The organism is Leptospira ainlahdjerensis, from assembly GCF_016919175.1.
Lineage (GTDB): Bacteria > Spirochaetota > Leptospiria > Leptospirales > Leptospiraceae > Leptospira > Leptospira ainlahdjerensis.
In genome coordinates this window covers 1-13,147 of sequence record NZ_JAFFPU010000006.1, presented here as the reverse complement: position 1 = coordinate 13,147, position 13,147 = coordinate 1, and the positions used below count along the sequence as shown (strand labels likewise).

Annotated in this window: 10 protein-coding genes and 1 pseudogene; 8 read left to right on the top strand and 3 right to left on the bottom strand. The window is 43.3% G+C overall.

The features are described from left to right. Window positions 1–152: 152 nt before the first annotated feature. The gene (locus JWG45_RS01405; RefSeq protein WP_205278006.1) at window positions 153–1,142 is read right to left on the bottom strand and encodes an Lcl C-terminal domain-containing protein; all 990 of its coding nucleotides are present in this window, start codon (window positions 1,140–1,142) and stop codon (window positions 153–155) included. A gap of 110 nt (window positions 1,143–1,252) precedes the next feature. Between JWG45_RS01405 and JWG45_RS01400 the strand changes: the two genes are divergently transcribed. Beyond that, window positions 1,253–1,609 carry a hypothetical protein gene (locus JWG45_RS01400; protein WP_205278005.1) on the top strand — a complete coding sequence of 119 codons (357 nt, stop codon included), beginning with the start codon at window positions 1,253–1,255 and terminating at the stop codon, window positions 1,607–1,609. Window positions 1,610–1,818: 209 nt separating this feature from the next. On the opposite strand, the gene JWG45_RS01395 is transcribed toward JWG45_RS01400, so the two are convergent. Further along, window positions 1,819–3,018 (bottom strand): AraC family transcriptional regulator, encoded by a 1,200-nt coding sequence (locus JWG45_RS01395; protein WP_205278004.1) that lies wholly within the window; start codon window positions 3,016–3,018, stop codon window positions 1,819–1,821. Between the two features lie 1,165 nt (window positions 3,019–4,183). On the opposite strand from JWG45_RS01395, the gene JWG45_RS01390 reads away from it, so the two are divergent. The 4 genes from JWG45_RS01390 to JWG45_RS01375 all read left to right on the top strand — a co-directional run bounded on the left by JWG45_RS01390 (window position 4,184) and on the right by JWG45_RS01375 (window position 7,743). Further along, the gene (locus JWG45_RS01390; RefSeq protein WP_205278003.1) at window positions 4,184–4,627 is read left to right on the top strand and encodes a host attachment protein; all 444 of its coding nucleotides are present in this window, start codon (window positions 4,184–4,186) and stop codon (window positions 4,625–4,627) included. A gap of 319 nt (window positions 4,628–4,946) precedes the next feature. Further along, window positions 4,947–6,494 (top strand): glycerol kinase 5, encoded by a 1,548-nt coding sequence (locus JWG45_RS01385; protein WP_205278002.1) that lies wholly within the window; start codon window positions 4,947–4,949, stop codon window positions 6,492–6,494. 593 nt (window positions 6,495–7,087) lie between these two features. Further along, window positions 7,088–7,309, top strand: a complete 222-nt coding sequence (locus JWG45_RS01380) for a hypothetical protein (protein ID WP_205278001.1) — start codon at window positions 7,088–7,090, stop codon at window positions 7,307–7,309. A gap of 74 nt (window positions 7,310–7,383) precedes the next feature. Further along, window positions 7,384–7,743: a hypothetical protein gene (locus JWG45_RS01375; protein WP_205278000.1), complete on the top strand. Its 360-nt coding sequence runs from the start codon at window positions 7,384–7,386 to the stop codon at window positions 7,741–7,743. A 3-nt stretch (window positions 7,744–7,746) separates the two neighbouring features. Here JWG45_RS01375 and JWG45_RS01370 read toward each other — a convergent pair. Continuing rightward, window positions 7,747–8,264 (bottom strand): annotated as a pseudogene (locus JWG45_RS01370) (hypothetical protein). Between the two features lie 12 nt (window positions 8,265–8,276). On the opposite strand from JWG45_RS01370, the gene JWG45_RS01365 reads away from it, so the two are divergent. The 3 genes from JWG45_RS01365 to JWG45_RS01355 all read left to right on the top strand — a co-directional run bounded on the left by JWG45_RS01365 (window position 8,277) and on the right by JWG45_RS01355 (window position 12,999). Continuing rightward, complete coding sequence (locus JWG45_RS01365; protein ID WP_205277998.1) at window positions 8,277–9,521, top strand: alpha/beta hydrolase; 1,245 nt, start codon at window positions 8,277–8,279, stop codon at window positions 9,519–9,521. 196 nt (window positions 9,522–9,717) lie between these two features. Next, window positions 9,718–11,580, top strand: coding sequence for a GAF domain-containing SpoIIE family protein phosphatase (locus JWG45_RS01360; RefSeq protein ID WP_205277997.1), 1,863 nt, complete (start codon window positions 9,718–9,720; stop codon window positions 11,578–11,580). A 39-nt stretch (window positions 11,581–11,619) separates the two neighbouring features. Continuing rightward, window positions 11,620–12,999, top strand: a complete 1,380-nt coding sequence (locus JWG45_RS01355) for an ammonium transporter (RefSeq protein WP_205277996.1) — start codon at window positions 11,620–11,622, stop codon at window positions 12,997–12,999. Window positions 13,000–13,147 lie beyond the last annotated feature (148 nt).

Genomic DNA, 13,147 nt, shown 5'->3' with positions numbered 1-13,147 from the left:
GATCTCTTGGATCTTTATGGAATCGCTTATAGTATATTCAATATTTGTGAAGTACTATTTGAGTTTAAAAGTGTTCAGTTTATATCTCGGGATCTTGGTTTTCGGTAGAGGGAAACTCCAATTCTCGTTTGATTTTTTTTCGAGTTAAGAATTTAGGGCGCGTCCGTTACACATCGTGTGAAGGGGAGTGCGAGGGCTTTGTTCGTAGCATAGGCGCGAGCATTTGTAAAATCGATCGCAAAAGCGAAACTCGGAATTGTTTGATAGGTCGTCGAAGTCCAATACAATTGGGCAATGGGAGTATTGGGAAAAAAAACCGGAACGATTGCAGGTGGAATTGCTACGGTAAAATCTGCGATGCTCAAGAGTTCGTTTGTATTGGGCAATCTCCAGTCGGTACGTCCCGCGAAATTCAATCCATTGCAATAAGCCAAAGAGTTTGCCCAATCGAAATTGATGGGAGGATTCACTGTGCACAGGGCGCCGGAAATGCCTCCCACACATTTTTGCCAGAGGAGTCTCGAATTTTGATCCGTGATCGTTTCGTCCCCGTTGTCCACGAAGGAGAACGCCGGGATTTGGTTTCCGGAAACACAACGTAAAAATTGGTTTGTATTTTTGGGAAGAAGTGTTGTCGGAATTGCCGTGTTATTAAAAAGAGAAACAAAGTTTAAGGTCGGAACTGGCACATAGCTCGAATCGGAAAGATAGGAAGATGCGAAATTGGTATTTGGAAACGAAACTGTATTGATTTTGGGAATATTGGAAACGTGGATCAAAGAGAAAAGTTCTCGGATGGTAGGAACTCTCCAATTTGTTTTTCCAGCGTAACCGTTTCCTCCATGCAACGTGTTGAGTTCGGAACAACTACCCGGTAGTCCGGCATTTGCGTCGTCCCAAGAAATGAGTGTATTGGTCCCACCGGAACAATCGGCGTTCGCCCGCCCCTGAGCGCAGGTTCTCCAAGTTAAACCGTGAATCTGATCCAAGGTAGTATAATCGTTCGTGTAACGGCAATGTTGTGTGGGAGAACCGAAAGAACGGGGACGAGGTGTGTTTGTAAATTCCCCATCCTGTCCGGTTCCCAGACAGGCGGTGATCACACCACCCGGAGTCCAACACTGGTTTTGTCCTGTGTCCATCACGAAGCCCGGATTGAAAGGAAAGAGGGGTTCAGGGCAAGAATTTATGGATTCGGAATTCTCTTGAGTTTGGTCGACCCGTATCACGGACAAGAGGTGCAAGATTGCAAATGGAGGCTCTGGTTTCTCCGGACGTTTTACGCAGGCCCCAAGAAATAAAAAGAATATCACTGAAACAATTCCTAAGCGCATTGTTTTTCCTTGAAGTAGCTTTAAGAGCCGAAATTGATGAAGCTGTTTCCATATTGGCATCAGAAGTTTCTATTCAACGAACATCCTTAGGAAGGCAAGAAGGGTCGGGAAAGAAGAATTTAGAATTTAAAGATGTCAGGTTATATTATGAAATTCTGATATTCTGGGGGAATGATTTTATGAACCAATTTACGAATCCCACTTGCGTTTTTGTTTTTGAACTGGCCCGCAGTCTTGAGACGATTGGAACTTTGAGCTTTACCGAAAAACCCTGAATGTGGGAACTCCAAAAAGAATAGAAGAATCATTGTTCTCTTATAAAGTTTAAAACCTGCTTTGAGGGCGTAATTGTGGGAACTCCAGCGTATTTAGAACGAGTTTACTGAGTGTTTGAGAGGGCTTCTTTTTGGGTCTTGTTCGAAAACGCTTTTTTGGGTAAAGATTTCCTCGGCATTGCGCCGAGGATTTGAGAACGGTTTTCGGTCTAAGAAATCTGAGCTTGCAATTCCAGATGTGGAATCGGTCTTTCCTCTCGGATCAATTGATTGCGAAGTTCTTTGGGAGACTTCTCCTCAAATTTAAGACAAGCTCTTCGAAAAGAAGACGGGGAATTGAAACCGCAGGCGAGGGCGATTTCCAAAAGATTCATTTCTTGATTCATCAAGATCATTTCTTTTGCAGTCTGCAATCGATGATAATTCAGAAAGTCGGAAAAGCTCAGTTTTTTATAATTGTTTAAATAATAGGAAGCTTGATGAACCGATAATCCGATATAAGCGGAAAAATCCGGCAGTCGAATTTCTTCGTCTAAGAATTCTCGATTCAAAACAAATCGTTCCACATTCTCATCGATCTTGGTAATATTCACTCCTTCCAATAGATTACGAGGGATATATTGATTGAGAATCTGAACTTCCTCTTGGACGAACGCCGCTTCTAGTTCTGTTTCGAGTTCCGAATTCTCGGATCTAAAAATACTCTTTCTCAAAATCTCAGGAAAATTGTATTCGAGAATGAAAAAATAAATCACGAAAAGCGCCGGTGTCGCTAGTGCAAAAAGGACCAGAGTCAGGGAACCGATCCATAGTCCCATGGTGTGGCCGGCTATTGAAAAACAGAGAGCAAAATTTTGCAGAGGATAGTTGTAGTAGATTCGCTTTAATTTCTGTTTCTTAATGTAGGATAGGGACCAAATTCCACCGACCATTTGGAGCAAGAAAACCAAAGTCTTGCCGAAGTACGTAATCGAATGCAAATTTTCCAAAAATAGAGAAATGATAAAGATTACCGGAAAACCGATAAAAGCCCATAGACTCGGTTTTAAAGGGTCTTTTAAATAACCGATTACATGAAGCGTGTGGAAAGTAGTGGAAAAACTTGCACATATTGCGAATCCAAAAAAATACGAAAAGAAGATTCGATGTTCGTTCATCAGTAGGGTGCCAGTAGGCTGAATCACATAAGAAAAAGCCCTTCCTTGGCCGATGATGCAGAAAAAAACGCTCAACAAAAAAATTCCGCGAACGAAGTTGAGGCGATCCGATTTTCCTTTATACAAACCGGAAATTCCGGTCAAAAGACTGATTGCGATACTCACCGAATAAATATATTCTAAATATCGATTGAATCCCTCCGCAAAAAAGTTAAGATAATTCAATAGATTTAAATCTGGAAAAAAGCCCATCCATTCCACTCCTGTATTTTAACTTCCTCTTTCTTTCACGCATGAATCTTCGGACGTAAAGAAAGAAGCGTCTTGTTCATCGCTTTTTAAAAAAGAGTAATTTTCTTTTTAAAAAGCAAAACCTGCATTCTATCCAATTCATTCCGATTTATCTTTGTTTCGAAAGGAAAAGAAAGAGTTTTGATTTCTATCATAAGATTACAATTTTCGAAGTTATAAATCCTTTCAGGATATAAATTGAAAGAGGAATGCAAGTTGTGAAATCATGGTCTCTTTATAAATACTTTCAATGTTTGGTATTTTAAAGTCATAAAATTGTTAAGCGAAGAGAAGCCTTTGCAAAGAGGTCCAAAAAAGGATTTCTATGTGTCAAAGGTCTGAACGTGTCGGAATTCGCCTGGAAAGGGTTTCTCCCAAAAGAATGAGTTCCTACTTTAACGATTCTCGCTGATTCTCCGCCGATCTCTCTTTTTATAAGTCTTTTTTTGGGGCTTTCCGGTAAAATATTTTTTTCCTTTTTAGGTCATGTCTTCTTTTAAATTCGGAAAAGAATCGAACTCAAATGCCTGTCCGAATGGCATATTTTGTCGCTTAACAATCATCAAAGAGGATTCTTTCTTTTCGATTTATTTCTATAACTTGTTCTATAATTTTTTTTAATCGCCGGGAATTCTTTGTGCAAAGATAATATAAAGAATCTATAATATGCCTTCTGGGTTTAATCCCGTAAAAGAAATCAAGCTCAACTTTCTTGGAGCGGATAGAATATGAGGAAGCTCATCGATATATCCTTTCGGTAATGTATGATTCTACCCTTTTACCAAAACGGTCGTTATACAACAAAGGTTCCCGCTTTTGGAAAAACAAAAAGAGATTGCGCTTTCTTCTGAATTCGTATAGAACAAATTCACTTTTGTATGACTCACGGTTTAGATCCGATTGGTCCCATGTTTGCTCGTTTGGATTCATCCGTTTGGAACTTTCTCTTGTAAGGGCTTTATTTTTTTGGAAATGATTTTCGGGTGATTTGAGGTAGTTTTTTTTGAGATAGGTTTTGCGGTAAACGAGGTTTGTTGTCGCTCTTCTTTGCTTCGCAAAGAGCCAACGCCTTGCTTCACGGCTTTTGGCTATCTCGCTCCCTATGGGTCGCTCGATAGGAGTGTCTATGAAAAACAAATGGGTTGTGGTCGCCAATCGATCCGAAGCGAAAATTTATGAGTACAAAGGTTCGAAAAACGGTCTTCAACTTTTGGAAAGTATTGAAAATCCGAAAGGCAGAATGAAAAATCGGGAGCTTATCCTCCAGTCATCCGGTCCCGGTAAAAGTGCGAAGGCGCAGAGGGTTGCCTTTGATACCGAATCCGTTCAAGAACCGAAACGTAGAGTCGCCGAAACGTTTGCGAGTCAGATTTCCGATCGAATCTCGCAAGGAAGAAAGTCCAACCGTTTTCTCAGTCTTGTCCTTGTTTCCGAACCTCGTTTTCTCGGGATGCTCATGGATAAATTGGATCGCCAATCCCAATCCATGATCTTTCACAAGATGGCGAAGGACATTCCGACTTCCGATAATCGGGGAATTCTTTCTCATCTCAGAGGAATCTTAGTTTAGAAAGTTTCTATTTCCTTTTTTTGAAATCCGATTTCGATCTTAAGAGCGGCGGACCTGATTCTTAAGATCGATCTGAATTCTTCTGGAGCGTGCTTTCAAACCGGCTTTCAACTTCCTTCTTGGAAGCGTCCCGAGAACCCTTTTTTTGAGAATGAAATCCTTCTTCTTTGTCCTTTCCTTTTCGCAAAAAACATAGACAGAATCGTCTGCTTTCGATTATCTATTTTTTTGATTTCGTTTTTATCTCCTTTGAATGCTTCTTTTGCGAGATGATGCGGATTCTTCTTTTTTACCCAGCAAGAATATTTCGGAGAATCGAATGACCAATCCAAAAGGAAAATATGTCCTTTCCATCGATAGCGGTGGAAGCGGGATTCGAGCGTTTTTACTTGATCGCAAAGGAAAAATCGTCGAAAGACAATATGAAAAAACTCCTCCGAACATTCCGGCTCCGGGCGCTCTGGAACACGATCCGGAAGTTCTCTGGAAAGCCCTTCTTTCCCTCCTGAAAAAAATCCAAAAGAAAAAGGCCCTTGCAAAGGAAATCGCTGTATTAGGAATTTGTAATCAACGCGGTTCTTTTCTTCTTTGGGAAAAATCTTCGGGAAAACCCCTGACTCCTCTGATTAGTTGGGCGGATGTTCGTTCTTATAAAACCGCCGATGCGATGAATCAGAATTTTGTCTGGCGTCTGATTCGTGTCGTCTCCACCGTAATCGGAAATCTTACGAATCATCCGATGATGATCGCAACCTCCATGCTCAAGTTCACGACCGATCACGCGACCTGCCGCCTGAAATGGGTTTTGGATGAGAACCCGGAACTCAAAAACCGCTGTAAAAAAGGAGAAGTCCTCTTCGGAACCTTGGACACTTGGTTTATCTACAAACTCACCGGCGGTAAAAATCATCTCACGGATTCGTCTAACGCGGTCGCTACCGGAATGTTTAATCCTTTTCAATTGATCTGGAACAAACCGATCTTTTCGATTTTCGGAATTCCCGCGAATCTTTTCCCTGAAGTAAAAGACAGCAACGGAGATTTCGGTCATAGCCTTCCTGAGTTTCTCGGCGGGAATTCGGTTCCGATTCGAGCTTCGATCGGGGATCAGATGGCAGCTCTTTTTGGTCAGTGTTGTTTCGAACCGGGAGAAGTAAAAATTTCCCAAGGTTCGGGAGCTTTTGTCGATATCAACATCGGACCCAAGGCGAAACTTTCCAAAAGAGGGCTCTTTCCGATGATCGCTTGGAGACTCAACGGGCAAACCACTTATATGCTGGAAGGTTTTGTCGCAACCGCGGGAACTCTCATCGATTGGTTGGGGAAGGGGATCGGGCTTTCCGATACGCCCAAGGTTTTGAACGAACTTGCGGCTCAAGCGGACGACACGGAGGGTGTTGTTTTTATTCCGTATCCAACTGGCGCTCGTTTTCCGTATTTCAATCCGAGAGCAAAGGCCTCGATCAGCGGTCTTTCTCTTGCGACTCATAGAAGACATATTGCAAGAGCCGTCCTGGAAGGAATCGCTCTGAGTCTCTTCGAGGTTTTGGAAGGAATCCAAAAAGATACCAAAGTAAAGATCAAAGAGATCAAAGTCGACGGGGGAGTTTCGCAGTCCGATATTCTTCTTCAATGTCTTGCGGACTTTTCTAATATGAGAGTCAATCGTGCCCCAGAACCGGATATGACCGCGACGGGCGCGGCTTATCTTGCGGGACTTGCGATCGGATTTTGGAAAGACACGGAAGAACTCAAATCCCTTCAAAAAGGATATAAGACCTTTGAGCCGAAGATGGATTCGGAGAAACGAACTCAAAAATTAAAACGTTGGAAGAGGGCAGTCGCGGCTACGCTTGCGATCGAGTGACTTTTCGATTCGAATGTTTTGAGTAAGGCGGATCGTTTATCCAAAGGCAGATTACTCGGAGCCAGTTCGATTTGGAAGGTCCGGTATTCGACATAAGGTTTTCAAACTTTCGAAATAGAATGAAGAATTTTGTCTTCCTTGAGAACGGTGGGGTCATTTTCCTCCTCAGGAAGACTTTCTTCTCTTCGATCGGATTTTCGTGCTTTTTTCCACCGTTATATCAAGGCTTTATCTACGAAGTTTCTTCCCAGGAGAATGAAGAAAAAAGCTTCGCTCTTTGCGAGCCTATAACCTTACATGCGAATTGTGAAAAACTGCGATGAGAATCATAGTGAAGAAAGGATTTTTTAGGAGTTCCTACACGGGAATTATTTCTTGCAAAATTAGAATTCTGTGATAGAGGAAAGTCACCCGTTTTTCCCGCCACCTCACCCCACCACCCGAAATCCGGGTGGGGCGCGCGACTTTTACGGAAGGGCGTCGGAGTTCCGACAGTTTTTCGTCCGATTCGGACCACTTGTGAGTAAGGTTATGCTTTTGCAAGGACTCGACTTCCATCCCTTGGTTACGCAAATCCCCGAATTGCGAAATGCGTGTCACAAATCCTCGCGACCAAAGGTCATCCTACGAGTGAGGACTTGGATACAAATATATTCTTAGATGCAGACTTATCGATTCTTGGAGAAGAATGGGATTTGTATTCTGGCTATTGTAAGAATATTAGAAAAGAATATTCCATTTACTCCGATTCCGATTACAAAATCGGTCGTGAAGAATGTTTTGAGATACTTCATAGAGATGGATCGGATCTATAAAACTGATTATTTTTTCGAAAGATAAGAAAAGCGGAAAAAAGAAAATCTGACAAAGGAACGGAAGAATCACTGAAATGAGCATTTTCGATTTTATATTCAAAAAATTGAATCCATCTAGAAATCCTGAAGACGAATTTATCGTCACACTCAATGAAGAATCCGTAAGAGTGGAACATCCGAGAAGAAAAATGGAACAGATCGCTTGGAAAGAGATCGAAGAGATCCGGTTGATCAATACGGATGCAGGGCCGTTTGCACCGGATATTTGGCTGGCTTTGATCGGTAAGAATAGCGGGTGTTTGATTCCGAGCGGCTGTGAAGGTTATGATCGAGTCTATGAAATCGTTTCAAAATACGAAGGCTTTCATTTTGAGAACGTCATTCAATCGATGAGCACGACCGAAAATGCGGAATTTCTTCTCTGGAAAAAGTGATATTTATTGTGAGAAACGAATCGAACTGATAACGGTAGTGAGTTCTTTTACGAGGTATTCCGCCGGCACCTCATCGCTGTTATACGTGAGTAGAATCATTCTTTTTTTATTGGCGATCATATAGACCATCCAGAATCTGTCCTCCTTTACGAACTCGCAAGCCATGATTTTGCTTCCTTCTTCGTTCTCAAAGTCGGCCACCTTGTCTTCCTCGAAGTCGATTTCGTGAGTTTTGAGATATCGTTCCAATTCTTCCTTGAGAATATAACTTCCGACTTTGTTTTCAAATGCGTAGACTTGGAGGGCGCCGCTTCCGTTTTCTTCGAAAAACGCAGGAATTCCTTCGATGACCATCTGAACCCAGTGTGCGGGAACCACCATGGAATACCATCCGTTCGGCGATTTGTAGATTTTGTATTCGGGTATTTGAGACATGAAGAACTCGGATGGATTCTACCAGGATCTTTTCTTGGAATTTTCGGGCAAGCGTCTTCTAATTCTTGACAATTCGGAATTTCGATTATTTTTAACCTGTGCTCGCGATCTTAAAGAATCGTAGAAGTCCTTTCTACTTAGCCACCACTTTTCTCATCTTGTTATTATTCGCACTTCTTGCTTCCACGCTCGCTTTTATCTTTACCGGAATTTTGATCTTAATTCTTCTCATTCATCCTCTGCTTTTGAATTGGATCGGTAAGTTGTACGGACAAGAAGATATCGCCGACGAAGTTCATTTTGCAAAGACGAAAGACGGTTGGAATTTGGCGCTTCACAGACATATTCCTCCACAACCGAATCGTCAGCTTGCGCCGGTTCTTGTAGTTCACGGAATTGCGACGAATAAGTATGTTGTCGATCTGGACAGAAGACATTCTCTTCCTTATTATCTAAAGCTCAGAGGTTACGAAGTATTCGCGGTTTCTCTTCGAGGTTGTGGAAGATCGTATCACGAAAGTCCGACTCGATACGAGGACTTCACCTTCGACGATATCGTCAAATATGATGTTCCCGCGATGATCGATAAGGTGAAGAAGATCACGGGAGCGGAACGTATTTCCTACGTGGGTCATTCCATGGGAGCGATGATTCTTTATTCTCATTTTTGTATCTCTGATCCTAAGGACACAAAAGATATAGGAGCCTTTGTTTCTTTGGGAGGACCCGGAAATCTGAATCATATCGGAATCACCTTACTCGGCCTTCTTTCCCGATTTCCTCGAGCGAGGAAAATGTTGGATCTGAAATTCGGAGCTTCGATCCTCGCTCCCTTAGCCGGAGAACTTTATACTCCGATCGATGAAATTCTTTATAACCCGAAGGTGACTTCTTCACGAACGGTAAAGAAGATCATGAAGAATGCGATTGAAAACATAAGCGACGGCGTGACCGAACAGTTTATGCGTTGGATCGAAACCAAAGAGATGCATTCTCTCAACGGTTTTTACGATTATGTTCGTCTGCAAAAAAAGATCAACGTTCCTTCTCTCTTTATCGCCGGTGAAAAGGACGTGATCGCGACCCCCGACTCGGTTCGTTCCGTCTTTGAAAACGCAGGTTCCAAAAAGAAAGAATTTAGAGTGATCTCTAAGGCAAACGGTTCTTCGGACGACTACGGACACGCTTGTCTTGTTATGGGGGATCGGGCCGACGACGACGTCTTTCAATACGTGGAATCTTTTCTCCACAAATACGGAACCAGAGGGAAGCCCGGTTTTGCAAACAAGATCAAAGAAGGCTTCCTTTCCGTCTTTTCCAAATTCCGCAAATCCGCTCCTTGATTTTGCTGTACTTTTACGTGATCTGAATTATGTCATGCCTATTTAATGGGCATAATTTCAAGTCGAGCCTTTTTAGTATTCGTTATTTATAAAAAGAAGGCAGAATTTCCCCACTTTTGCCCTGGTACGTTTCTTGCAAAAGAAAGGCAAAGAGAAGCGAATTCAAGGAGTGAATCCTTTCCTTGGAGTGCGGGATATGATAGATCTAAAATTTGGTCAGCGTAAAGTAGTTAGTTTTCGAGGGAACCACAAGGTCGTCGGTGGTTTGACCGAAAAGAATAAAATCGATATTCTCCTTTATATCAGTAAGGAGTTTGCTTCGGTTGATAAACACGACGAACTCTACAATTCGGTAACGAACATTTGTAAGGACATCTTCGAATGTGATAACACCACTTTAAGAATTTGGAAAGACGGACTTTTGGTTCCGGTACGTTATCTTCGCGAAACAACACCTCCGCGAAGAAGTGTGACCGTGAACGAAGGTTATTCCGGTCACACGTTTAAGACGAAAACGTCACTTCTCGTTCAAAATCTTGCGTATCATCCGGAGTATATCGACGAAGGAGAATCCACTCTTTCCGTTATGTGCGTTCCCATTCTTTATAAGGACGAGGTTTTAGGAACGATCGCCGTCGAATCGGAACACAGCTTTTTTTACATCGAAGACGATATCGAAATCTTGGAAGCGTTGGCTTCTCAGTTGGCGCTCGCTCTTACGTCGGTTCGTTTGATCGAAGGTCTTATCGAGGCCAATCAGAGAGAAGCGGGAATTCTCAAACAACTCGAGTTTGATATGAAGATGGGGCGTAACGTTCAGAGTCAGATCATCAATACGAACATCGCTCCTTGGAACGGAATTCATTTCGGGACGTATTACGAACCGATGACCGAAGTTTCAGGAGATTACTTCGACGTTGTGCGACACGGGAATGCTGTAACGGTGATCATCGCGGACGTTTCCGGTCACGGGATTCCCGCGGCGCTCGTAACGATGTCGATTCACTATCAATTTAGAAGATGTACGTCTCTCGGTCTCGGACTTACTGAAATTCTTACGGAATTGGGAGAATCGATTCGTCCTCAACTTCCGGAGGGAACTTATTTCACTGCGTTTATTTTAAGAATCTACGGTGACTATTCTTATTCTTATGTGAACGGAGCTCATCAAAAGCTGATTCATTTTAGAAACGATACGGGTGTGATCGACGAACTCGACTCGAACGGAGTTCCGATGGGAATTTTCGAAGTGAATCGGAACAACTTCGAAGAAAAACAGGGCCGTATCAACCCGGGTGATATTCTCATTCTTACTTCCGATGGAATCGTAGAACAAAAAAATCCGGAACGTCAAGAGCTCGGGAACGCAAGATTTTTGGATTGGGTGAGACAGGAAAAACAAACTCTCGAAGAACAAAGGGATCGTATCTATGTGGGCGATTTGGTCGATTCTTTGATTTCCAGATTCAAAAGATACAAAGGAGAAGCGAGAAACGGAGACGATATTTCCATCATGGCTCTTCAGTGTAATCCGCTTCTCAACAAGGCAAAGTCCATGATGAACGTCGCAAAAACCGCAGCTCGCGAGAAAAACGATTCTCTCGCTTACGATAAGGCTTTGGACGTTTATTCTTTGGACGATTCGATCAAGGATAGTCTTCTTCTTCTCGGAAGAATGTATTACAGAGACCGCAATTTTCCTAAGTCGATTCAGTTCTTGGACAAGTTCGTAAAAACCTCGGGTGAAGATTCAGCTTACATTCATTATCTGATTGGAAGAGCCTATTACGAAACCGAGAACATACACGAAGCAAAACGTTCTCTCAAACGTTCGCTTGCGATCGATCACACATATTCGAAAGCGAGTCTTCGTTTGGCGAGATGTTATCTGAAGGACAATCAAAGCCCAAAGGCAATCAAGGTTCTTCAACAAGGAATCAAAAGCGCTCCGACGAACGAATATCTTAAGATTTCTCTCAAGAAGCTGGAAGACCTGATGCGGAAAAAAGAAGAACCTTCTCTTCCCGGTGAAGACGAAGATACGAAACTTGCTGTTTGATCGGAATGATTTAAATAAAAAAAGGAGATAAGTTATCCTATGCGTTGGTATTTTGTTTTAATCCTCGCTCTGTTGTCTACAGGAGTTTTTGCCCAAGACGCTCCTATAGCGGAAGCCGCGGCTGCCGTCCCTGATCCTGCGATCAAAGCAGTGAGTGACGAGTTGGCCAATTTGAGGTCCGAGACCAATTGGCTCTGGACTTGTATCGCCGCGTTTTTAGTTTTTTTCATGCAAGCAGGTTTTGCTTACGTGGAAGCGGGGTTTACTCGCGCTAAGAACGTAGTGAACATTTTGATGAAGAACTTCATCGATTTCTGTTTCGGTTCGATCTTTTTCTGGCTGATCGGATTCTCCATTATGTTCGGTCCTCAGATCTTCCCCGGTTTTGGAATCGGAATTCCCGGCCTTGCGGATTCTCTGATCGTAAAAGAAGGAAGTCCTGACAAATGGGGATTCGCATTCTTAATCTTCCAGATGGTTTTTGCCGCGACCGCTGCGACGATCGTATCCGGTGCGATGGCGGAAAGAACGAAATTCGTTTCGTATATTATCTTTTCTGCATTGATTACAGCGTTTATCTATCCTATGTTCGGAAGTCTTGCTTGGGCCGGTCTTTGGGGACTCGGGAAGGGATATTTAGAACAAATGGGTTTTATCGATTTTGCCGGTTCTACCGTGGTTCACTCGGTCGGAGGTTGGGCAGGTCTTGCGGGAGCTCTGATCCTCGGACCTCGAATCGGTAAGTATCAGGACGGAAAATTATTCCCGATCTTAGGACACAACATGTCTATGGCGGCCTTGGGAGTTTTTATTCTCTGGTTTGGTTGGTTCGGATTTAATCCCGGTTCTACGACTTCCGTAAGCGGCGGAAACTTCGCTGTAATTGCGGTTACGACGAATATGTCGGCTGCGGCGGGAGCCTTGTCCGCGATGATCGTGACTTGGATTATGTTTAAGAAGCCGGACATCGGTCTATCGCTGAATGGAGCGCTCGCTGGTCTTGTGGCGATTACTTCTCCTTGTGCGAATGTGAGCATTTCTTCCGCCGTGATCATCGGTCTTGTTGCGGGAATTCTTGTGGTTCTGAGCGTTCTTTTCTTTGATAGAATCCATATCGACGATCCTGTGGGAGCCGTTTCGGTTCACGGTGTTTGTGGAGCTTGGGGAACCTTGGCTGCGGGACTTTTTGCTCAAGAAGCGTATGGCGGTGTCAATGGTCTTTTCTTCGGCGGGGAATTGTCGGTGGTTTTGGTTCAGCTTACCGGAATTGGGATCGCGTTCGTTTGGTCTTTTGGAGCGAGTTCGATCATTTTTCTCGCGTTGAAATATACGGTCGGATTGCGTGTTTCCGAAGACGAAGAGATCACCGGTTTGGACATCCTGGAACACGGGAACGAGGCTTATCCGATTTCTAAATAAGAACGGAAGAGGGCTTCCCCGTATAAAATCGGGGAGGCCCTTATTCACAAATGCCTTGAATCTCAAGAGGAAATTGTCGGAACTACGACAATTCTTCCGTAAAAGTCGCGCGCCCCACCCGGATTTCGGGTGGTGGGGTGAGGTGGCG